Raw genomic sequence first — 24,570 nt, 5'->3', positions numbered from 1 at the left:
CCATGACCACCAACCCGTTCGAGGACGCCGACGGCGTGTACCTGGTGCTGGTCAACGAGGAGAACCAGCACTCCCTCTGGCCGCAGCGCATCCCCGTGCCCGAGGGCTGGACCCAGACCTTCGGCCCGGACGGCCGCGACGCCTGCCTGGCCTACGTCGAGGAGCACTGGACGGACCTGCGGCCCGCCAGCCTCATCGCCTCGATGTCCTGACCTGACCTTCCCTACCCGCCAAGGGGGTGCCACCGTGCTCGACGATCTCCAGACCCTGCCGTCCGCGGTCGACCGGGCCGTGCGCTCGGCGCCGGACGCGCCCGCCGTCGAGTGCGACGGTGTGGTGCTGACCTATGCCGAGCTCGACGCCCGCGCCGGCCGCCTGGCCCGCGTCCTCGCCGACAAGGGCGTCGGACCGGAGGACGTGGTGGCCGTCGCGGTGCCGCGCTCGGCCGAGCTGGTCGTCGCGCTGCTGGCGATCGTCCGTGCGGGAGCGGCGTACCTGCCGCTCGACCCCGACTACCCGGCCGAGCGGACCGCGCACATGGTGGACGTGGCGCGGCCGGCGCTGACGCTCGGCCTCACCGACGTGGCGGAGTGGTCGCAGGGCGCGGGTGGGCAGCACGCCGTGTCGCCGTCGCCCGACCACCCCGCCTACGTCATGTTCACCTCGGGCACGACCAACAAGCCCAAGGGCGTGGTGATCACCCACCGCGGCATCCTCCAGCGGATGGCCGACGTCCAGGCGCACTACGGCCTGGGGCCGGACGACCGGGTGCTGCAGAAGACGCCGTCGGGGTTCGACCCGTCCGTCGTCGAGGTCTTCCTGACCCTGGCCGCCGGGGCGACGCTCGTGATGGCCCGCCCCGGCGGCCATCGGGACCCCGCCTACCTGGCCAGGACCGTGCGCGCCGAGCGGATCACGATGATCCGGTTCGTCGCGTCGATGATCCCGCTGTTCCTGGACGAGTACCTGCGGCACGGCGCCGACGGCCCGTTGCGGCTGGTGGCGTCGGAGGGCGAGGGACTGCCGATCGCGGTCGCGGACCGGTTCCGCGAGAGCCTGGACGTGGTGCTGTACAACGAGTACGGGCCGACCGAGGTGTCCGTCGGCGTCACGTGCCTGCCGTGCCGCGAGGTCGAGGGCAGCGGGCTCATGCCGATCGGCCGTCCCACCTCCGGCGCGGGGATCCGAGTGCTGGACGCGGAACTGCGGCCGGTGCCGGTGGGTGAGGTCGGTGAGCTGTACCTGACCGGGGTCCAGCTCGCTCGCGGTTACCTCGGGCGGCCGGGGGAGACGTCGGTGCGGTTCGTCGCCGATCCCTTCGGGGCACCGGGCGAGCGCATGTACCGCACGGGCGACCTGGGCCGGTTGCGGCCAGACGGCGACCTGGAATTCGCCGGGCGGACCGACGACCAGGTGAAGATCCGCGGCTTCCGGATCGAACCCGCCGAGGTGGCGGGCGTGGTCGCGGCGCACCCGCGGGTCGGGCAGGCGGCGGTGACCGTGCTGACGACGCCGGCGGGCGAGAAGTCGCTGGTGGCGTACGCGGTGGCGGACGGTCCGGCACCCACCGAGGCCGAGGTGCGGGAGCACTGCTCGTCGATCCTGCCCGGCTACATGGTGCCTGGGGACGTGGTGTTCCTCGACGCGTTGCCCCTGACCCCCAACGGAAAGCTCGACCGGCGGGCTCTGCCCGTGCCGGTCAGGGAACGCGTTGCCCTGGGCGGACCGCCGCGCACTCCGGCGGAGGACGCTGTCTGCGCGTTGTTCGCCGAGGTCCTGGGCGTCTCGCCGATCGGCGTGGACGACGACTTCTTCGCGCTGGGCGGCCATTCGCTCGCGGCGGCGCGGCTGGTCGGGAGGCTGCGGGCGGTCACGGGGATCGAGGTGCCCGCACCGGCGGTGTTCGAGGCGTCCACGCCCGCGTTGCTGGCCTCGGTCATGGCGACGGCCGGCGCTGCCCGGTCCGGTCCGGTGCCGGTGGCACAGCCCGAACGCCCGGCGCTCTCGGCCGCACAACGGCGCATGTGGTTCGTGCAGCAGTCGGAACGCGGGCCTGCCTACAACGTGCCGATGGCGATGCGCCTGCGTGGCCCGCTGGACGTTCCCGCGCTGACCTGGGCGCTGGCCGACGTCGTGGCGCGGCACGAGCCGTTGCGCACGATCTTCCCGACGTTCGAGGACGAGCCGTTCCAGGAGGTTCTCGACGCGCCTTCGATCCGGCTGTCCACAGCGGACGACCTGGTCTCGCGGCCGTTCGACCTGGAGACGGAGATCCCGATCCGGGCCGGTCTGCTCGTCGAGGGGGACGACGAGCACCTGCTGGTCCTGGTCGTGCACCACATCGCGGTGGACGGGTGGTCGATCACCCCGCTGTGGCGCGATCTCGCCCAGGCCTACGCCGCTCGGCTCGAAGGCCGTGCGCCGGACTGGGCCCCGTTGCCGGTGAGGTACCTGGACTTCACGAGCTGGCACCGCGACCTGCTGTCTGCCGACGGCGACCTGCTGGCGTTCTGGACTGCGGAGCTCGCGGGCATGCCCGAGGAGATCGCGCTGCCCGCGGACCGGTCGGTCCGGTCGGCCGGAGTCCGTGCTGCGGGCGAGGTCGGGATCAGCCTCGACGCGGCGGTGCACGGCGCGCTGGTGACGCTGGCCCGCGAGTCGAGGGCGACGTTGTTCATGGTGCTCCGCGCCGCGCTGGCCGGGCTGCTGTCCCGGCTCGGCGCGGGGGAGGACGTGCCGGTCGGCGGGATCGTGGCCGGCCGCGAGGACGAGTCGCTGACCGACCTCGTCGGGTGCTTCGTCAACACCGTCGTGCTGCGCACCGACCTGTCCGGGCAGCCCACGTTCCGGGAACTGCTGGCCAGGGTGCGGGAACAGGACGGTGCCGTGCACCTGCACGGCGAGCTGCCGTTCGACCGCCTGGTGGAGGAACTGCAACCGGCCCGTGCACAAGGTCTGCACCCGCTGTGCCAGACGTTGCTGGTGCTCCAGCCACCTGCGACCGTGCCGGACTTCCCCGGACTGTCCTGCGCGGACGTCCCGCTCGAAGTGGGCGCCGCCAAGGCGGACCTGGTGTTCGACTTCACCGGGGGCGACGGACTGCGCGGCACGCTCAAGTACGCCACCGACCTGTTCGACGCGGCCACGGCTCAGGCGATGGCCGGCCGGATGGTCCGCTTCCTCGAGGCCGTCGCGCAGGCGCCGGACATTCGCGTCTCGGACGTGGACCTGCTGCTGCCGGGCGAACGGGCAGTGGTCGCCGCCGCACCCACGCGTGTTCCCGCCACCCTGCACGGCCTGATCTCGCAGATCGCCGCCCGCAGGCCACACGCGACCGCCCTGATCTGCGGCGAGTCCACAGTGGACTACCTCGGGCTGGAGGGAAGGGCGAACCACCTGGCGCACCAGCTCGTCGCCGAAGGCGTCCGCCGGGGTGACGTGGTGGGGGTGCGCCTGGAACGCGGCATCCCGCTCGTCGTGGCGATCCTGGCGGTGCTCAAGGCCGGAGCCGCCTACACGGTGCTCGACGTCGCCTTCCCCGCCGCCCGCCTGGAGGCCGTGACCGCGCTTGCGGGCGTTCGCACCGTGATCACCACAGTGCCGGACGGCACCGCGGACACCGCGCCCGAAGTCGCGGTGACACCGGCGGATTCGGCGTGCGTGATGTTCACGTCGGGCTCGACCGGCCGGCCCAAGGGCGTGCTGACCTCGCACGGCGCTCTCACCGGAACGCTGACCGGCCAGGACTACGTCGAGTTCGGCGCGGACGAGGTGTGGTTGCAGTGCTCGCCCGTCTCGTGGGACGCGTTCGCGCTGGAACTGTTCGGCGCCTTGCTGTCCGGCGCGGCGTGCGTGCTGCAACCCGGCCAGTCGCCGGAGCCGGAACGGATCGCCGAGCTGATCGCCGCACACGGCATCACGACCGTGCACGTCTCCGCGAGCTTGCTGAACTACATGCTGGACGAGCACCCGGACGCGTTCGCCGGCGTGCGGCAGCTGATGACCGGCGGTGAGGCGGCGTCACCGGCGCACGTGCGGACGGCGTTGGAACGTCATCCGGACCTCCGCCTGGTCAACGGCTACTCGCCGGTCGAGAACACGATCTTCACGCTCTGCCACCGCATCACCGTCGAGGACACCGGGCGGCGCAGCGTCCCGGTCGGCCGGGTGCTGGCGGGCAAGCAGGTCCACGTGCTGGACCGGTGGCTGCGGCCGGTACCGCCGGGGACGCCCGGTGAGCTGTACATGGCGGGCGACGGGCTGGCGCACGGCTACCTCGGGCAGGGTGCGGCGACGGCCCAGCGGTTCGTCGCGAACCCCTTCGGCGGTGGGCGGATGTACCGCACGGGCGACCTGGCGCGTCAGGACGCGGACGGGACCGTCGAGTTCCTGGGCCGTGCGGACGACCAGGTGAAGATCCGCGGCTTCCGGGTGGAGCCGGGCGAGGTGCGCGCGGTGCTGGCCGCGCACCCGGACGTGCGGCAGGTCGAGGTCGTGGTGCGGGAGGACCGGCCGGGCGACAAACGCCTCGTCGCGTACGTGGTCGGTGGTGCTCGAGGGCTTCGCGACCACGCCCGCGCACGGTTGCCCGAACACCTGGTGCCGTCGGCGTTCGTGGTGCTGGACGCCCTGCCGCGCACCGACACCGGCAAGCTCGACCGGCGGGCGCTCCCGGCGCCCGACGCGGTGGTCGTGGAGGGCCGTGCCCCGCGCACCGCGAACGAACGCGCGTTGTGCTCGCTGTTCGCCGAAGTCCTCGGCGTGCCGTCGGTGTCGATCGACGACGACTTCTTCCGGCTGGGCGGCCACTCGCTGCTGGTGATGCGGCTGCTGGGCCGGATCCGCCGGGAACTGCACGCCGAACTGTCCGTCGCCACCGTGTTCGACGGACCCACCGTGGCCGATCTGGCCGACCGACTCGTACTCGCGAAGAAGGCCAGACCCGCTCTGCGGGCGCGGGCCAGCCAAAAGGAGACGTTGTGAGCCCCCTGTCCTTCGCCCAGCGCCGGCTGTGGCTGCTGCACCGGCTCGACCCGGCGGGCGCGCTCTACAACGCCACCCACACCCTGCGGCTGCGCGGCCCGCTCGACGTGCCCGCGCTGGAGTCCGCCCTGGCCGACGTGGCCTTCCGGCACGAGACGTTGCGCACGGTGTTCCCGGACGTCGACGGCGAACCGCACCAGCTGGTGCTGGACACGGTTCCGGCGCTCCGCAAGGAGTCCGGCGAGGCCGGCCTGTGGAACGCGATGACCGAGGCGTCCGGGTACGACTTCGACCTGGCGGCCGAACACCCGTGGCGGCCCACGCTGTTCCGAGTGTCCGAACAGGACCACGTGCTGCTCTTCGTCATGCACCACATCGCCACGGACGGCTGGTCCTGGGGCCCGCTCACCCGTGACCTCTCCGCCGCCTACACCGCGCGGCTGGCGGGGGAGGCGCCGGACTGGGAGCCGTTGCCGGTCCAGTACGCCGACTACACGGTGTGGCAGCAGGAGGTGCTGGGTTCGGCCGACGACCCGGACAGCGAGATGGCCGGTCAGCTGGCGTACTGGCGCGACGCCCTCGCCGGACTGCCCGAGCAGGTCGTCCTGCCGACCGACCGCCCTCGTCCGGCCGCGGCGACCCATCGTGGCGCGGCGGTGGAGATCTCGGTCGACCCCGTGGTGCACCGCAGGCTCTCGGACCTCGCGGCCGGCACCGGCTCGACGCTGTTCATGGTGCTGCAGGCCGGTTTGACGGCGTTGTTGTCGCGGTTGGGCGCCGGCACGGACATCCCCGTGGGCACGGCGGTGGCCGGACGGACCGACGAGGCGCTGGACGACCTGGTCGGGTTCTTCGTGAACACCCTCGTGCTGCGCACGGACCTGACCGGTGACCCGACTCTCCGCGAGCTGGTGGGCCGGGTCCGTGCGACGGACCTCGCCGCGTTCGCGCACCAGGACCTGCCGTTCGAACGGCTGGTGGAGGAGCTCAACCCGGAACGCTCGCGGTCGCGGCACCCGCTGTTCCAGACGATGCTCGTGCTGCAGAACGCTCCTGAGGACGCGCCGGAGTTCGCCGGCCTGAGCGTCGAGACCGGGTCGGTCGAGCTGCACCCGGCCAAGTTCGACCTCACCGTCGACCTCGCCGAGACCGCGGACGGCGTGCGCGGCTGGCTCACCTACGCGCTGGACCTGTGGGACGAGCAGTCGGCAACCCTGCTGGCACGCCGCTTCACGGCGTTGCTGGACACGTGGTCGTCGCAGCCGGACGTGCCCCTGTCGCGCGTCTCCACGCTGCTCGCCGAGGAGCAGGTCGCCCTGGCGGAGTGGAACGCCACCGATGTCGCCTACCCGCGCGACCGGACGCTGGTGGAGTTGTTCGAGGCGCGGGTGGACGGGGACCCGGACTCGGTGGCGCTGGTGTTCGAGGGCGTGGAGGTGCCGGCCGCGGAACTGGACGCGCTGGCGAACCAGGTCGCGCACCGGTTGGTCGCCCGTGGGGTCGGGCGCGGTGATCTCGTCGGTGTGCTGGTGCGGCGCTCGCCGGACTTCGTGGCCGCGATCCTGGGCGCGCTGAAGGCGGGGGCGGCGTACGTGCCGCTCGACCCCGGTCACCCGGACGACCGGATCGCGTCAGTGGTGGGGCAGGCGCGGCTGGACCTGGTGGTGACCGACGACCCGGGCCGCGTGGCCTGCGTCGCGGTGCCGGCCGGACCGGGCGACGAGCCCACCACGCGACCCGCAGTGCAGATCACAGCGGACGACGTGGCGTGCGTGCTGTTCACGTCCGGTTCCTCGGGTGTGCCCAAGGGCGCGATGTCCTCCCACCGCGCGACGGTGCGGACCTTCTTCGGCCAGTCCTATGTGGACTTCGGTGGTTCCTGGCTGCAGTCCGCCCCGGTCTCCTGGGACGGGCTGTCCCTGGAGATGTGGCCGCCCCTGCTGCACGGCGGGACCTGCGTGCTCGCCCCCGGCCAGGTCCCCGACCCGGCGGTGATCGCACGGCTGGTGGCCCGGCACCGGATCACCACGCTCTGGATGTCGGCGGGGCTGTTCGCGGCCGTGCTGGACACCCACCCCGAGGTCTTCGACGTCGTCCGGCAGGTGATGACCGGCGGCGAGAGCCCGTCGGTCGCGCACCTCGCCCGTGTCGTGCGGGAGTTCCCGGACGTGCGGCTGGTGCACGGGTACGGGCCGGTCGAGAGCATGGTGTTCGCCACCACCTACCAGATCACCGAGGTCAACGGCCCGGTGCCGGTCGGCGGGCCGATCGCGAACACCTCCGTGCACCTGCTGGACGGCGGCCTCTACGCCGTGCCGGCGGGTGTCGCGGCGGAGATCTACCTCGCCGGTGACGGGCTCGCGCACGGTTACCTGAACCGGGCCGGCACCACGGCCGAGAGGTTCGTGGCGCGGGCCGGCGGTCAACGGATGTACCGCACGGGTGACGTCGGGCGGTGGCGTCCGGACGGGACCGTCGAGTTCCTGGGGCGCGCCGACGACCAGGTCAAGATCCGCGGCTATCGGGTCGAGCCCGGGGAGGTCGAGGCCGCGCTGCTGAGCCACCCCGGTGTCGAACGGGCGGCGGTCGAGGTGCGTGCGGACGGCAGCACCGGCAAGCGTCTGGTCGCCTACGTCGTCGGCAGTGCCGACGGCCTTCGGGAGTACCTCGCGGAACGGCTGCCCGACTACATGGTCCCGGCGGCCGTGGTGGTGCTCGACGCGTTCCCGTTGACGCCCAACGGAAAGCTCGACCGGCGTGCGTTGCCCGAACCCGAGCGTGCCCAGGCCGGTGGGCGGGCGCCCCGGACCGCACGCCAGGAGGTCCTCTGCGGGATCTTCGCCGACCTCCTCGGTGCGGAACGGGTCTCGCTGGACGACGACTTCTTCGCGCTGGGCGGGCATTCGCTGCTCGCGGCACGGCTGGTCGCCAAGGCGCGCAGCGCGTTCGGCGTCGAGATGGCGTTGCGGGACGTGTTCGACCGGCCGACGCCGGCGGCGCTGGACGCGTTGCTCGACTCGCTCGGCACCGCACGCCGGGCCGTGGCCCCGATGCCGCGCCCGGAACGGATGCCGCTGTCCCACGCGCAGCGCAGGCTGTGGCTCCTCGAGGACGTCCACGGCCCGAGCGCCGCCTACAACGTCCCGATCGCCCTGCGCCTCACCGGATCGCTCGACCGGGACGCGTTGCGCGTCGCCCTGGTGGACCTCGTCGCACGCCACGAGCCGTTGCGCACGGTCTTCCCCGCAGTGGACGGCGAGCCGTACCAGGTCGTGCTGCCCGCTGAGGTCGACCTGATCCCGCTGGACCCGGCGGCGCTGGAGGAGAGCGCGACCCGGCCGTTCGACGTGCGCACCGAACCGCCGCTGCGGGCGTACCTCGCCGCTGAGGCACCCGACCGTCATGTGCTGTTGCTGGTCCTGCACCACATCGCTGCCGACGGCTGGTCCGTCGCGCCACTGCTGCGCGACCTGACCGCCGCGTACGCCGCACGTCGCAACAACACGGCGCCGCAGTGGAAGGCCCTGCCCGTCGAGTACGCCGACCACGTCCTGTGGCAGCAGGAACAGGACTTCAGCGAGCAACTGGGCCGCTGGCGCACGGCGCTGGCCGGCCTTCCCGACGAGGCGAGCCCGCCCGCGGACCACCTGCGGCCCGCCTCGCCCAGCCACCGCGGCGGTCTCGTGACGGCGCACGTCCACGCCGACGTGGCCGGGCTCGCCCGTTCCGGCCAGGCGACCCAGGCGATGGTCGTGCAGGCCGCGTTCGCCGCGCTGCTCTCCCGCCTCGGCGCGGGCACGGACGTCCCGGTGGGCGTGCCGGTCGCCGGACGAGGTGACGAGGCGCTGGACGACCTGGTCGGGCTCTTCGTCAACACCGTGGTGCTGCGCAACGACGTGTCCGGCGACCCGACGTTCCGCGAACTCCTCGACCGGGTGCGGGAGACCGGCCTGGCCGGCTACGCGAACGCCGACGTGCCGTTCGACCGGGTCGTCGAGGAGCTGAACCCCGCGCGCACCCTGGCCAGGCACCCGCTGTTCCAGGTGATGGTCGTGCTGCAGAACAACGCCGAGGCCGAAGCCGAGTTCCCCGGTTGCGAGACCGAGCTCGTCGAGGTCGACCGGCACACCGCCAAGTTCGACCTCACGCTGACCCTGCACGCGACCGGCGACGGCCTGACCTGTCACCTGGAGTTCGCGTCCGACCTGTTCGAGGACCGCACCGCCACCGCGATCCTCGACCGCTACGTGCGGTTCCTCACCGCCGTGGCGGAGAACCCCGGCCTGCGACTGTCCGAAGTGGACCTGCTGACCCCGGCCGAGCGGCACACGATCGCCGTGGAGTGGAACGACACGGGCGTCGTCGAGTCCGGCGAGTGCCTGCACGAGATCTTCGCCCGCCACGCGCTGCGGACACCGGACGCGACCGCGTTGATCCACGAGAACGGCCGCACCACCTACGCCGAACTGGACGCGCAGGCGAACCGGCTCGCGCGGCACATCGACGCCGATGCCGGCGCGCTCGTCGCGATCTGCCTGCCCAGGGGACCGGAACTGGTCGCGGCCGTGCTCGCCGTGCTCAAGCTCGGCGCGGCCTACCTTCTGCTCGACCCCGACCACCCGGCGGAACGGCTGGCCGCGCTGGTGCGCCAGGCCGACCCCGCGCTGACGGTCGTGGGCGGCCAGGAACCCCTGCCCGGCCGGTTGGTCGACGTCCACGGCGCGTCCGAACTGAGCGCGGAGCCGGTGCACCGCCGCGTGCGGCCGGACGCCGCGATGTGCGTGATGTTCACGTCGGGCTCGACCGGCAGGCCCAAGGGCGTGCTGACCTCGCACCGCGCGATCGTCGCCACCCTCACCGGCCAGGACTACGTCGCGTTCGGCGCTGACGAGGTGTGGCTGCAGTGCGCACCCGTCTCGTGGGACGCGTTCGCACTCGAACTGTTCGGCGCGCTGCTCTCCGGCGCGGCCTGCGTGCTGCAGCCCGGTCAGTCACCCGAACCCGCGCGGATCGTCGAGCTGATCGCCGAACACGGCATCACGACCGTGCACCTGTCCGCGAGCCTGCTCAACTTCGTGCTGGACGAGTACCCGGCCGCGCTCCAGGGCGTGCGCCAGGTGATGACCGGCGGTGAGGCCGCGTCGAAGGCGCACGTGCGGACGTTGCTGGAACGCCACCCGGACGTCCGGCTGGTCAACGGCTACTCGCCGCTCGAGAACACCATCTTCACCCTGTGCCACCGGATCCGGCTCGAAGACACCGCGCGCCGCAGCATCCCGGTCGGCCGCCCGCTCGCCGGCAAGCAGGTCTACGTGCTGGACGAGCACCTGCGGCTGGTCCCGCCGGGCACCCCCGGTGAGCTCTACATGGCCGGCACCGGTCTGGCGCACGGCTACCTCGGCCAGGGGGCCGCGACCGCCGAGCGGTTCGTCGCCTGCCCGTTCGGCGGTCGCATGTACCGCACCGGTGACCTCGTGCGGCAGGACGTGGACGGCACGGTCGAGTTCCTGGGCCGCGCGGACGACCAGGTGAAGATCCGCGGGTTCCGGGTGGAACCGGCCGAGGTCGCGGCCGTGCTGAACGCCTGCGAGGACGTCCGCCAGGCGGAGGTCGTGGTGCTCGACGGGCCACGGCTGGTGGCGTACGTCGTGGGTGCGGCTGACCCGGTCGCGCTGCGCGGGTTCGCCGCGGCCCGGCTGCCGGACCACCTGGTGCCGTCGGCCTTCGTGCTGCTCGGCGAACTGCCCCGCACCGCCAACGGCAAGCTCGACCGCGCGGCCCTGCCCGTTCCCGGCGTCACCGCGTCCACCGGGGACGCCGCCCGCACGCCGCGCCAGCAGATCCTCTGCGGCATCTTCGCCGGCCTGCTGGACCTGCCCGAGGTGTCGCTGGACGACGACTTCTTCGCACTGGGCGGGCATTCGCTGCTGGCCGCCCGGCTGATCAGCAGGGTGCGCGTGGTGCTGGGCGTGGAGCTCGCGCTGCGGGAGGTCTTCCGCACACCGACCGTGCGCGGTCTGGACGCCCGCGTCGACTCCCTCGCCGCGGCCAGGCCATCCGTGCGCGCAGCCGAACGCCCCGACCGGCTTCCGCTGTCGGCCGCTCAGCGCCGGCTCTGGTTCCTGAACCGCATGCAGGGTCCGGGAACGACCTACCACGTGCCGATCGCGCGCCGGCTGCGCGGACCGCTCGACACCACCGCGCTGCACGCCGCGCTCGGTGATGTCCTCGCGCGGCACGAGGTGCTGCGGACGGTGTTCCCCGACCGCGACGGCGTGCCCGAGCAGGTCGTCCTGCCGCACGCCGAGTGCGCGCTGGAGGTCTCCAGGTGCGATGAGACCGAGCTGGAGGCGTTGCTGGCGGCCGAATCCGCGAGGCCGTTCGACCTCGCGACCGACCTTCCCCTGCGGGCCGTGCTGTTCCGCCTGTCCGAAGAGTACAACGTCCTGCTCGTGGTCATGCACCACATCGTGACCGACGGCTGGTCGTGGGGACCGCTGCTGCGCGACCTCGGCGCCGCCTACGACGCCCGCCGAGCCGGTAGCGAGCCGGACCTGCCGCCGTTGGAGGTCCAGTACGCGGACTACGCGTTGTGGCAGCAGGAACTCGACACCAGCGCTCAAGTCGAGCACTGGCGGACGGCGCTCGCCGGTCTGCCGGAGGAGATCACGCTACCTGCAGACCGGCCGCGGCCTGAGACCCCGAGCCACCGCGGCGAGCAGCTGGCCGTGTCGCTCGACGCCGAGGCACACCGCAGGCTGCTGGCGATCGCCCGCGAGTGCGACGCGACGCTGTTCATGGTGGTGCAGGCCGCGCTGGCGCTGATGCTGTCGAGGCTGGGCGCGGGTACGGACGTGCCGTTGGGCACGGCGGTGGCCGGCCGCACCGACGAGGCGCTGGACGACCTGGTCGGGTTCTTCGTGAACACGCTGGTGCTGCGCACGGACCTCGCCGGTGACCCGACCTTCCGCGAGCTGGTCGGCCGGGTCCGGGAGACGGACCTGGCGGCGTACGCGAACCAGGACCTGCCGTTCGACCAGGTCGTCGAGGAGCTGAACCCGGTCCGTTCGCCCGCACGGCACCCGCTGTTCCAGGTGTTCGTCACCGTCCAGCCCGCCACGCCCGCCGCCGAACTGTCCGGGGTGGACGGTGAGCCGGTCGACATCGCGGTGACCGCGGCCAAGTTCGACCTCGCGCTGATGCTGGCCGAGACCGTGGACGAGGACGGCCCGGCGGGGATCACCGGCACGCTGGAGTACGCGGCGGACCTGTTCGAGCCCACCACGGCCCGAGCGCTGACCGCGCGGTTCGAACGCGTCGCGGCCGGGCTCGACCCGGACGCTCGGGTCTCGCGGGTGGACGTGCTGTCCGCCGAGGAGCACGACCTGCTCGCCGCGTGGAACGACACCGCCGCCGACTACCCGCGCGACCGGTCGCTGGCCGACCTGTTCGAGGAGCAGGCGGAACTCCGTCCGGACGCGGTGGCGCTGGTCTTCGGCGACGAACGGCTGACGTTCGCCGAGGTGGACTCGTGGGCCAACCAGGTGGCGCACAAGGTGCTCGAACGCGGTGTGGGCCGGGGCGACCTGGTCGGCGTGCTGGTCGAGCGGTCGCCGGCGTTCGTCGTGGCGCTGCTGGGAGTGCTGAAGACCGGGGCGGCCTACGTGCCGCTCGACCCGACGCACCCGGTGGCGCGCATCGTGGACGAGGCACGGCTGGACCTCGTGGTCAGCCACCCGTCCGTCGCCGGCCTGCTCCCAGGCCACCTGAACGTCGTGCGGGTGGACGACGTGCGGGACGAATCCCCGACGAGGCCGGGGTTCCCGGTCGGCGGGGACGACGTGGCGTGCGTGATGTTCACATCCGGATCCTCGGGTGTGCCGAAGGGTGTCGTCACGACGCACCGCGCGGCCGTGCGGATGTTCTTCGGCCAGCGGTTCGCCGCCAGGGGCGGAGTCTGGCTGCAGGCGGCGCCCGTGGCGTGGGACGCGGCTGCCCTGGAACTGTGGCAGCCCCTGCTGCACGGCACGACCTGTGTGCTCGCACCGTGCCAGGTGCCCGATCCGGCGTTGATCGCCGAGCAGGTCGCACGGCACGGCGTCGACAGGTTGTGGTTGTCCGCGGGCCTGTTCGCCGCCCTGGTGGACACCCATCCCGAGGTGTTCGGTCAGGTCGACGAGGTCGTCACGGGTGGCGACGCCGCGTCGCCCGCCCACATCGCCCGAGTGCTGCGCGAGTACCCGGACGTCCGGCTGGTGAACGGGTACGGGCCGGTGGAGAGCATGGTCTTCGCGACCACGCACCAGATCACCGAGGTGACCGGGCCGGTGCCGATCGGTGCGCCGATCGCCCACACCACCGTGCACCTGCTCGACGGTGACCTCAACCCGGTGCCACCCGGCGTTCCCGGCGAGATCTACGTCGGCGGCGACGGCCTCGCGCTCGGGTACCTGGACAAGCCCGGCGCGACCGCCGAACGGTTCGTCGCGTGTGCGGGCGGCCGGCTGTACCGGACCGGTGACCTGGCCCGCCGGCGCGCGGACGGCGTGATCGAGTTCCTCGGCCGCGCGGACCACCAGGTGAAGATCCGCGGTTTCCGGGTCGAGCCGGGGGAGATCGAGGCGGCACTGACCCGCCACGACCGCATCGCCCACGCGGTCGTGGTCGTGCGGGAGGAACCGGCGACCGGCAAGCGCCTCGTCGGCTACGTCGTGCCGGTGACCGGGTGCCAGGTCACCGCCGAGGAGGCCCGCGAGCACGCAGGCGCGCTGCTCCCGGCGTTCATGGTGCCCGCGGCGGTGGTGGTGCTGGACGCGCTCCCGCTGACGCAGAACGGCAAGCTCGACCGCCGGGCACTGCCCGCACCGGTCGTGCAGACCGGCGACGACGCACCGCGCAACGCCCGCCAGGAAGTGCTGTGCGGCATCTTCGCGGACCTGCTGGGCACGCCCAAGGTCGGTCTGCGCGACGACTTCTTCGCACTCGGCGGCCACTCGCTGCTCGCCGCCCGGCTGGTGGCCCGGATCCGTGCCGCGTTCGACACCGAGATCGGACTGCGCGAGGTGTTCGACGCACCGACCGTGGCCGCACTCGAAGCACGCCTGGACACCGGCCGCCGCGCCAGGGAACGGGTCGTGCCGGCCGAACGGCCGGAGCTCGTGCCGCTCTCCTCGGCACAGCAACGGTTGTGGACGGTCGAGCAGGTCCAGCAGCCCGGTGCCGCCTACCACGTCCCGATCGCTCTGCGGCTGACCGGCGATCTGGACGTGGCGGCACTCCGCGCGGCACTCGAGGACGTCGTGCACCGGCACGAAGCGTTGCGGACGGTGTTCCTCCAGCGCGACGGCGTTGTGCACCAAGAGGTCCTGCCGGTGACGGTCGACTTCGCCGAGTCGCAGGGCACCATCGAGGAGGAGTCCCGCAGGCCGTTCGACCTCACCGCGAGCCCGCTGAGAGTGCGGCTGATCCGTGCCGGTGAACGCGACCACGTGCTGCTCATCGTGGTCCACCACATCGCGGCCGACGGCTGGTCGATGCGGCCGCTGCTGACCGACCTCGCCGACGCCTACACGGCCCGCATCGCAGGTAGAGCTCCACAGTGGACGCCGCTGCCGGTCCAGTACGCGGACTACACGCTGTGGCAGCAGCGGTTCCCGATCGACGACCAGCTCGCGCACTGGCGGCAGGCCCTCGACGGCCTGCCGGAGGAGGCGACGCTGCCGGCCGACCGGCCCCGCCCCGCCCGTCCCGCCCACCAGGGCGACGTCGTGCCCTTCACCATCGGCGCGGACGTGCACCAGAGCCTCACGGCGCTGGCTCGGGCCGCCGGTGCGACGCCGTTCATGGTGCTGCGCGCCGCGTTCGCCGCCCTGCTGTCCCGGCTCGGCGCGGGCACGGACGTCCCGATCGGCACCCCGGTCGCGGGCAGGGCCGACGAGGCGCTGGACGACCTGGTCGGGTTCTTCGTCAACACGCTCGTGCTGCGGACCGACCTCTCCGGCGACCCGACGTTCCTGGAGCTGCTCGACCGGGTCCGCGAGCACGACCTCGCCGCCTACGACCACCAGGACCTGCCGTTCGAACGGCTGGTGGAGGAACTGAACCCGGTTCGCACCACGGCCAGGCACCCGCTGTTCCAGGTCATGGTCGTGCTGCAGAACAACGCCGAGGGCGAGTCGGTGCTGCCCGGTCTGGAGGTGGAGACGCTGCCCGCGGCGACCGGGGCGGCGAAGTTCGACCTCACCCTCGGCCTGCGGGAGGCGTTCGCGCAGGACGGCACTCCGGCCGGGCTGACCGGCGAACTGGAGTACGCGACCGAGCTCTACGACCGCGAGACGGCCGAGGCCGTCGTGACCCGGCTGGCCCGGTTGCTCAAGACCGTCGCCGCGAACCCCGGGCAGCCACTGTCCACAGTGGATGTCCTGGGTGCGGACGAACTGCGCGTCGTCACGGGGGAGTGGAACTCCTCCGGCGACAGCCCGCACCGGGACGCCACCCTGCCGGAACTGATGACCGGACGGCCGGACGCCGTCGCGTTGATCGACGACCGCGAGGCCGTCACGTACGCCGAGCTGCACGCTCGCGCGAACCGGCTCGCCAGGAGGCTGGCGGCGCAGGGCGCGGAAGCCGGCGACACGGTCGCGGTGTGCCTGCCGCGCGGTGTGGACCTCGTCGTCGCCATCCTCGCCGTGCTGAAGGCGGGCGCGGCCTACGTCCTGCTCGACCCCGACCACCCGGCCGACCGCCGGCAGGCGCTGCTCGACGAGGCCGGACCGGTGTTCGTGCTGGAGGACGTCGACGGCGGCCACTACCCGTCCGGCGACTTCACCCGCGTGATCACCGCGGACAGCCCGGCGTGCGTCATGTTCACCTCGGGCTCCACCGGACGTCCCAAAGGCGTCGTCGTGTCGCACCGGGCGCTCGTCACGACGCTGACCGGCCAGGACTACGTCGGATTCGCGCAGGACGCGGTCTGGCTGCAGTGCTCGCCGGTGTCCTGGGACGCGTTCGCGCTGGAGCTGTTCGGCCCGCTGCTCTCCGGCGCCGCCTGCGTGCTGCAGCCCGGCCAGACCCCGGAACCGGCGCAGATCAAGCGCCTGACCGAGGAGCACGGCGTCACGACGTTGCACGTCTCGGCCAGCCTGCTCAACTTCCTCATCGACGAGATGCCCGAGGTGTTCGACGGCGTCCGCGAGGTGATGACCGGTGGCGAACCCGCCTCCCTCCCGCACCTGCGCACCCTGCTCGACCGGCACCCGTTCCTGCGGGTCGTGAACGGCTACTCGCCGTTGGAGAACACCATCTTCACGCTCTGCCACGCGGTCGAGCCGCGGGACCTGGAACGGATCAGCGTGCCGGTCGGCCGCCCGGTGACGGGCAAGCGGGTGTTCGTGCTCGACCGGTGGCTGCGTGCGGTGCCGCCGGGCACCCCCGGTGAGCTGTACATGGCCGGTGACGGCCTCGCGCACGGGTACCTGGGCCAGACCCCCGCGACCGCGCAACGGTTCGTCGCCAACCCGTACGGCGTGGCCGGCGAGCGCATGTACCGCACCGGCGACCTGGTGCGCCAGGACCGCGAGGGCGTCGTGCACTTCCTCGGCCGCGCGGACGACCAGGTCAAGATCCGCGGCTTCCGGGTGGAGCCCGGTGAGGTGCGGGCGGTGCTCGCCCGTCATCCGGGCGTGCGGCAGGCCGAGGTCGTGGTCCGCGAGGACAGTCCCGGCGACAAGCGGCTCGTCGCGTACGTCGTCGGCCGTGCCGAAGGTGTGCGGGAGTTCGCCGCGAAGCACCTGCCCGACTACCTCGTGCCGGCCGCGGTCGTCGCGCTGGAGTCGTTGCCGCGCACGCCCAACGGGAAGCTCGACCGCGCCGCACTGCCCGTGCCCGACGTGCGGCGGGTCGCCGGCCGTGCGCCGCAGACCCCGCACGAGGAACTGCTCTGCGGCCTGTTCGCGGAACTGCTGAACGCCCCCGAGGTGACCGTCGACGACGACTTCTTCGCGCTCGGCGGCCATTCGATCCTGGTGATGCGCCTGGTCAGTCGCGTTCGTTCGGTCTTCGGCGCGGAACTGGGCGTGCGGACCGTGTTCGAGAACCCGACGGTCGCGGGCCTGGCCGCCCACCTGCCGGCAGCCGCCCGTCCCGCCCCACGGCCCGTGCTGCGGGCCCGTCCGATGTCCAAGGAGACGTTGTGATCCCCCTGTCGTTCGCCCAGCAACGGCTGTGGTTCCTCGATCGGCACGAGGGAACCGGCGCCGCCTACAACATCCCTCTCGCACTGCGGCTACACGGAGTGCTCGACAGAGAAGCGCTCGAGCTCGCACTCACCGACGTGGTCGCGCGGCACGAGGCGTTGCGCACCACGTTCCCCAGCCGCGACGGCGAGCCGTACCAGGAGGTCCTGGACGACGCGAAGGTCGTGCTCGCCGTGCTCGAACCGGGCGACCCGGCCTTCGTGCTGGGCCGCGCGGCGCGGGAGGCGTTCGACCTCGCCGCCGACCCGCCGTTCCGGGCGCACCTGCTCGAGGAGGGGCCGCGGGACCACGTGCTGCTGCTGGTGATGCACCACATCGTCAGCGACGGCTGGTCGCTCGGACCGTTGCTGCGCGACCTCACCGCCGCCTACACCGCGCGACTGGAGGGCGAGGCGCCGGACTGGGAGCCGTTGCCCGTCCAGTACGCCGACTACACGCTGTGGCAGCAGGACGTCCTCGGCTCGGCCGACGACCCGGGCAGCGTGCTCAGCGCCCAGCTGGCGCACTGGCGGGCGAAGCTGGCCGGTCTGCCCGAGGAGATCCCGCTGCCCGTCGACCGTCCGCGCGACGGCGACACCGGCACCGCGGGCTCCGCCGTGACCGCGCTGCTCGACGCCCGCACCGCGCGGGGACTGGCCGTGCTGGCGGAGGAGTCCGGCGCGACGCTGTTCATGGTCGCCCAGGCCGCCTTCGCCGCGTTGCTGGCACGCAGCGGCTCCGGCGAGGACGTCCCGATCGGCACGGTCGTGACCGGCCGCGGCGAGGAGGCGCTGGAGGACCTGGTCGGGTTCTTCGTCAACACGCTGGTGCTGCGGGTGGACGTGTCCGGCGACCCGTCGTTCCGCGGGCTGCTGGCCAGGGTGCGCGAGGAGTCGCTGGACGCCTACGGGAACCAGGACCTGCCGTTCGACCGGCTGGTGGAGGAGCTGAACCCGGTGCGGGCGCCGGGCAGGCACCCGCTGTTCCAGGTCATGGTGCTCGTGGACACGGACTCCGAGGGCGCCCTCGAACTGCCCGGCCTCACCGCCGCGGTGGAGCCCTTCGGGGCGGGTTCCGCGAAGTTCGACCTCACCCTGTCGCTGCGCGAGGGACGGGACGGGGTGGCGTGCTCGCTGGAGTACCTCACCGGTCTCTTCGACGACGCGACCGCCGAGATGCTGCTGGAGCGGCTGGTCCGGTTGCTGGACCAGGCCGCGGCCGACCCCGACCGGCCGTTGTGGGACCTGGAGGTGCTGTCCGCGCAGGAACGCGCCGCGGTGCTCGCCACCACGGAGACACCCGTGCCCGCCGCCACCGTGCACGAGCTGTTCGCACGTCAGGCCGCGCGCACCCCGCAGGCCGTGGCCCTGGTGTCGGACGACACCGAGATCACCTACGCGAGGCTGAACGCGGAGTCCGACAGCCTCGCGGGTTTCCTCCTCTCGCAGGGGATCCGGCGTGGTGACGTCGTGGGTGTCCACATCGGACGCGGCGTCGAGATGGCGACCGCGTTGCTGGCCGTCCTCAAGGCGGGCGCGGCCTACCTGATGCTCGACGTCGACTTCCCGCCCGCACGGCTGGCCTCGATGGTGGCGTCCCCGCCGGTGCGGCTCGTCCTGACCGACCGGCCGTTCGACGTGGACGTGCCCGTGGTCGCGCTCGACTACGTCCGGCCGATGCCGTTCACCGCACCGGAAACCGGTCCCGACGACCTGGCGTGCGTCATGTTCACCTCGGGCTCCACCGGTGCCGCGAAGGCAGCAGGCGCCCCGCACCGCGCGCTGACCGGCACGCTGGCCGGCCAGCGGTACGCGGGGTTCGGCCCCGGCGAGGTGTGGCTGCAGTGCGCCTCCGTGTCGTGGGACGCCTTCGCCACCCAGCTGTTCGGCCCGTTGCTGGCCGGCGGCACGTCGGTGCTGTACCCCGGCCAGCGGCCCGAGCCCGCGGTCATCGCGCGGCTCGTGGTGCGTCACGGCGTGACGGTGCTGGACGCGTCGGCCAGCCTGTTCAACCACCTCTGGGACACCAGCCCGGAGATCTTCACCGGGCTGCGCTGGGCGTTGACCGGCGGTGAGGCCGCCTCGGCCGGGCACGTGCGCGCGGTGCTGGCCGCCGTGCCGGGCATCGGCGTGGTCAACGGCTACGGACCCGTCGAGAGCATGGGTTTCACCACCTCGTTCACCGTGCCGCAGGGCTGGGACGGCACGGTGGTGCCGATCGGTTCCCCGCTGGCGGGCAAGAGCGCGGTCGTGCTCGACCACCGGCTCTCACCCGTGCCGACCGGTGCCGTGGGGGAGTTGTACGTCGGCGGAGAGGGCCTCGCGCACGGCTACCTCGGCCGGCCCGGACTGACCGCCGAACGGTTCGTCGCCTCGCCGTTCGCCGCCGGGGCACGGCTGTACCGGACCGGTGACCTGGTCCGCCGCCGCGCCGACGGCACGCTGACCTACCTGGGCCGCGCCGACGACCAGGTGAAGATCCGCGGGTTCCGCGTCGAGCCCGCGGAGGTCGAGGCGGTGCTCACCGCGCATCCGGACGTGACGGCCGCGGCCGTGGTGGCGCGCGAGGACGGGCCCGGCGGCAAGCGGCTCGTCGCCTACGTGGTCGGCGACGCCGACCCGCGGCGCCTGCGGGAACACCTGCTGGAGCGGCTGCCCGAGCACATGGTGCCCGCCGCCTTCGTCACGCTGGACGCGTTCCCCCTGACGCCCAACGGAAAGCTGGACCGCCGCGCGTTGCCCGCGCCGTCGTACACCGTCGGCGGCAGCCAGCCGCGCACGCCCCGGCAGGAGATCCTGTGCGGGCTGTTCGCCAAGGTGCTGGGGCTCGAGGCGGTCGGTCTCGACGACGGGTTCTTCGACCTCGGCGGGCATTCGCTGCTCGCGGCCAGGTTGCTCGCCTCCATCCGCACGGTCTTCGGCGTCGAGCTGGGCATCCGCGTCCTGTTCCGCGACCCCACACCCCGCGGTCTCGACGGACACCTGGACAGCACGGCACCGGTGCGCACCGCGCCCCGCCCGGAACACCGCCCGGAACGGGTGCCGCTGTCGTCCGCCCAGCTGGGTGTGCGGCTCGCGATGGAGGTCGCCGACCACGCCTACACCGCGCCGCACGCCATGCGGCTGCACGGGGATCTGGACCTGGAGGCCCTGCGGACCGCGTTGCTCGACGTCGTCGAACGGCACGAGGCCCTGCGGACGGTGTTCCCCGAGGACGCCTCCGGGTGGCACCAGGTCGTGCTACCGGCGGACGAGCTGGTGTTCGAGGTCGAGGACTGCGCCGAAGCCGAGCTGGAAGCCACCTCGGCCGCGCTGGTGGCGCGCCCGTTCGACCTCGCCGCCGACATCCCGCTGCGAGTCCACGTGTTGCGCGTCGGTGCACGTGACCACATGTTGTTGCTGGCGTTGCACCACATCGCCACGGACGGCTGGTCGACCGGTGTGCTGCTGCGCGACCTCGCCGAGGCGTACCGGGCTCGTGTCGCCGGCGTGGCACCGGACTGGAAGCCGTTGCCGATCCAGTACCCGGACCACAGCCTGCGGCAGGAGCTGTCCGCCGAGTCGCTCGAGTTCTGGGCCGAGACGCTGAACGGCGTCCCGGACGAACTGCGGCTGCCCGTCGACCGCCCGCGTCCGGTGGTGTCGGACAACATCGGCGACGAGGTCCGCGCACAGGTCGACGCCGGCACGCACCAGAAGCTCGTCGCGTTGGCACGGGCCAACAACGCCACGGTGTTCATGGCACTGCACGCGGCCGTGGCGACGCTGCTGACCAAGCTGGGCGCCGGCACGGACGTCGTGCTCGGCACCGTGGTCGCCGGCCGCGGCCCCGAGGACCTGGACGACCTGGTCGGCCTCTTCGTGAACACCCTCGCGTTGCGCGTCGACCTGTCCGGTGACCCGGACTTCACCACCATCCTGGCGCGCGTCCGCGAGGCCGACCTGGCCGCGTACACGCATCAGGACGTGCCGTTCGACCGCGTCGTGGAGCGGGTCAACCCGGAGCGTTCCAGCGCCAGGCACCCCCTGTTCCAGGTGTCGCTCGCGTTGCAGGACGGGGTGGACGGCGTCGAGGACGACGCGCTCGGCCTGCCCGGCCTGGACGTGCGGACCGTCCGCACCACCACCGGCGGCGCGAAGCTCGACCTGTCCCTGGGCTTCGGGCAGAGCGAGGCCGGGCTGCAGGTGTGCCTGGAGTACGCCGTCGACCTGTGGGACCGCGCCAGCGCCGAGAAGTTGCTGGCCCGGCTGGTCGGTCTCGTCGAAACGCTCGTCACGGACCCGTCGGCGCCGCTGAGCCGGATCGAGGTGCTGACCGCGGCCGAGCGGGAAGCCGTTCTGCGCCGGTGGAACGACACGGCGGTCGCGCACGACGTCGAGAGGCCCGTGCAGGCGCAGATCGCCGATGTCGCAGCACGTACTCCCGATGCACCCGCGGTCGTCGCGCACGACGGGATGCTCACCTACCGCGAGCTGGACGAACGGGCCAACCGGCTGGCGCACCACCTGATCGCGCTCGGTGCGCGCCGCGGCACCGTCGTCGGGGTCTGCACGGACCGGGACACCAGCAGCGTCGTGGCGTTGCTGGCCGTGCTCAGGACCGGCGCGGCCTACCTGCCGGTCGACCCCACCTACCCGCCGGAGCGGCTGGTCTACATGCTGGCCGACGCGGGTGCGCCGGTCGTGGTGACGCAACGGGCGCTGGCGCACCTGGTCGCGTCCAGCGACGCGGCGAAGGTGGTGCTGGACGGGGAGGTCCCGGAGTGTCCGGCCACCGCGCCGGTGGTCGCGGGCGACCCGCGCGACGCCGCGTACGTGATCTACACGTCCGGCTCCACCGGCCGTCCCAAGGGCGTGGTGGTCGAGCACCGCGCGCTCGCCAACCAGACGGCCTGGCTGGTGCCCGCGCTCGGGCTCGTGCCGTCCGACCGCTCCAGCCACCTGTCCGCGCAGGGCTTCGACGCCGCGGTCGCGGAGATCTGGCCGACGCTCGTGTCCGGCGCCGCCCTGCACCTGCCGTCGCAGCAGGTGCTGGAGGACACCGAGGCCCTGGCCGAGTGGATCGCGGAGAGCGCGATCACGGTGTCGTCCCTGGCCACCCCGCGGCTGGAGGCCATGCTCGACGAACCGGCACTGGCCGCGTCCTCGGTGCGCGTCATGCACACCGGAGGGGACGTGCTGCGCCGCCGCCCGCCCGCCGGCATGCCGTTCGAGCTGTACAACACCTACGGCCCGACGGAATGCACGGTCAACTCGACGTGCGGCCTGGTGTCGCCGGGCGCGGACGCGGACCTGCCGCCGATCGGCACGCCGATCGACAACTACCTGGCGCTCGTGCTGGACGAGCACCTGCGGCCCGTCCTGCCGGGTGTGGTCGGCGAGCTGTACGTGGCGGGCGCGGGCCTCGCGCGTGGCTACCTGGGCAACCCCGGCCTGACCGCGACCCGGTTCGTGGCCTCGCCCACCGGCGGGCGGATGTACCGGACCGGCGACCTCGTGCGCTGGCTCCCGGACGGGCGGCTCGCGTTCCACGGCCGCGCCGACCAGCAGGTGCAGATCCGCGGCCTGCGCATCGAGACCGGAGAGGTCGAGGCCGCGTTGTGCGCCCTGCCGGAGGTCGTCCAGGCGGCCGTGGTCGTCCGCGAGGACCGGCTGGTCGCGTACCTCGTCGCGCCGGACGGGATCGACCCGGCGGCGGTGCGGCGCCGGCTCGCCGAGTTCCTGCCCCGGTACATGGTGCCCGAGGCGTTCGTCGTCCTGCCCGCCCTGCCGCTGACCCCCAACGAGAAGCTCGACCGGCGGGCCCTGCCCGCACCGGAGGTGGTGACGGCAGAGTTCCGCCCGCCCGCGACGGCACTGGAAGCGACGCTCTGCGCGTTGTTCGCCGAGGTGCTCGGCCGCGAGTCGGTCGGGCCGGACGACGGGTTCTTCGCCCTGGGCGGCCACTCGCTGCTGGCGGCCAAGCTCGTCTCCCGGATCAGGGCGGAACTGGGCGTGCGCCCCGAACTGCGCCTGCTGTTCGACGCCCCGACCCCGGCAGGCCTGGCCGAACGGCTCGGCAGCTCGGCCGCCGGTGATCCGCTGGGCGTGCTGATCGGGTTGCGCACCAAGGGAGACCTCGCGCCGTTGTTCTGCGTCCACCCCGGCGCCGGCATCAGCTGGGAGTACTACGGCCTGCTGCCGCACGTCGACCCGCGCCGCCCGGTCTACGCCCTGCAGGCGCGCGGACTGACCGACCCGTCCGCGATGCCCGCCAGCCTCGCGGAGATGGCCGCCGACTACCTGGACCTGGTCCGCACCGTCCAGCCGGAAGGCCCGTACCACCTGCTCGGCTGGTCGTTCGGCGCGGTCGTCGTGCACGAGATGGCGACCCTCCTGGCCCCGTCCGACATCGGTCTCCTGGCCCTGCTGGACGGCTACCCGGAAACCGAGGAGCACCCGCCGGTGTCACCGGACGACCCGGACCTGCTCACCCCGTTGCTGCTGTCCCTGGGCTACGAGCTCGACCAGCCCGTCCGCACCCGCGCCGAGTTCGACGCGGCGATCCGCGACCAGGCCGGTCCACTGGCCGGCTTCGCGGGGGCCGCGCTGCCCGAGGTGTTCGCGTCGAACGTCAACCTCCACAACCGCCACAAGCCCTCACTGCTGGCCGCGGGCGCGCACGTGTTCGAGGCCACCGAGGGCAAATCCCCGTCCGACCCCACCCCGGCCTCGTGGCTGCCGCACTTCACCGGCCACGTCGAGGTCCACCGCGTGCACAGCACCCACGGCGGCCTGACCGCCCCGGAACCGCTGGCGTCCATCGGCGCCGTCCTGTCCACCCACCTCTCCAGCGAGGAGCCCCGCTCATGACCGCCGTCCTGAACACCACCCACGTCACCTCCGTCCACCGCTACTACGAGCTCGTCGACGCAGGCGACGTGACGGGCCTGGTGAACATGTTCAGCCCGGACGCCACCTACCGCCGCCCCGGCTACGCCCCGATGGTCGGCCACCAGGAGATGACCGCCTTCTACGGCGGCGCCCGCGTGATCCGCGAAGGCCGCCACACCGTCGACAAGGTCGTGGAGGGCGAGGACGAGGTCGCGGTCTACGGGACGTTCGCCGGTGTCCTGCACGACGGCAGGAACGTGGACCTCAGGTTCTCCGACTTCTTCGAGTTCACCGAGGACGGCCACTTCGCCCGCCGGGACACGTTCTTCTTCGCCCCGCTGGTCTGACCCCCGCGGCCCGCCGGCCAGTGGTGTGGCTCGGAAGGTTGCCGGGCGAATTCGCGGTCAGACGGGTGCGTCGTGGTGCCGCCCCCACGTCCTCATACCGGACGTAGGGGGCGTGGGGGCGGTGCCGCGAGGCGC

5 protein-coding genes are annotated in these 24,570 nt (G+C 72.9%); all 5 read left to right on the top strand.

The window, feature by feature from the left end; genetic code table 11:
• The first annotated feature begins 2 nt into the window (after nucleotides 1-2).
• The 5 genes from DFR72_RS02980 to DFR72_RS02960 are packed head-to-tail and all read left to right on the top strand — an operon-like array spanning nucleotide 3 to nucleotide 24,435.
• Nucleotides 3-212: an MbtH family protein gene (locus tag DFR72_RS02980; RefSeq protein WP_090064150.1), complete on the top strand. Its 210-nt coding sequence runs from the start codon at nucleotides 3-5 to the stop codon at nucleotides 210-212.
• Between the two features lie 34 nt (nucleotides 213-246).
• Nucleotides 247-4,983, top strand: a complete 4,737-nt coding sequence (locus DFR72_RS02975) for a non-ribosomal peptide synthetase (protein ID WP_090064151.1) — start codon at nucleotides 247-249, stop codon at nucleotides 4,981-4,983.
• Nucleotides 4,980-17,177, top strand: coding sequence for a non-ribosomal peptide synthetase (locus DFR72_RS02970; RefSeq protein ID WP_211335273.1), 12,198 nt, complete (start codon nucleotides 4,980-4,982; stop codon nucleotides 17,175-17,177). Before DFR72_RS02975 ends, DFR72_RS02970 begins: the two co-directional genes overlap by 4 nt.
• Nucleotides 17,174-24,067 carry a non-ribosomal peptide synthetase gene (locus DFR72_RS02965; RefSeq protein ID WP_211335272.1) on the top strand — a complete coding sequence of 2,298 codons (6,894 nt, stop codon included), beginning with the start codon at nucleotides 17,174-17,176 and terminating at the stop codon, nucleotides 24,065-24,067. Before DFR72_RS02970 ends, DFR72_RS02965 begins: the two co-directional genes overlap by 4 nt.
• Complete coding sequence (locus DFR72_RS02960; protein WP_090064152.1) at nucleotides 24,064-24,435, top strand: nuclear transport factor 2 family protein; 372 nt, start codon at nucleotides 24,064-24,066, stop codon at nucleotides 24,433-24,435. Before DFR72_RS02965 ends, DFR72_RS02960 begins: the two co-directional genes overlap by 4 nt.
• The last annotated feature ends 135 nt before the right edge of the window (nucleotides 24,436-24,570 follow it).

It is taken from the genome of Lentzea flaviverrucosa, from assembly GCF_003350445.1.
GTDB classification, from domain to species: Bacteria; Actinomycetota; Actinomycetes; order Mycobacteriales; family Pseudonocardiaceae; genus Lentzea; species Lentzea californiensis.
The sequence above is the reverse complement of the archived record's forward strand: the minus strand, read 5'-3'. Positions and strand labels throughout refer to the sequence as shown.

What these genes read in the sequence shown, in the direction of transcription:
- DFR72_RS02960 (WP_090064152.1), top strand. Translation starts at nt 24,064, where the DNA reads ATGACCGCCGTCCTGAACACCACCCACGTCACCTCCGTCCACCGCTAC.
- DFR72_RS02980 (WP_090064150.1), top strand. Translation starts at nt 3, where the DNA reads ATGACCACCAACCCGTTCGAGGACGCCGACGGCGTGTACCTGGTGCTG.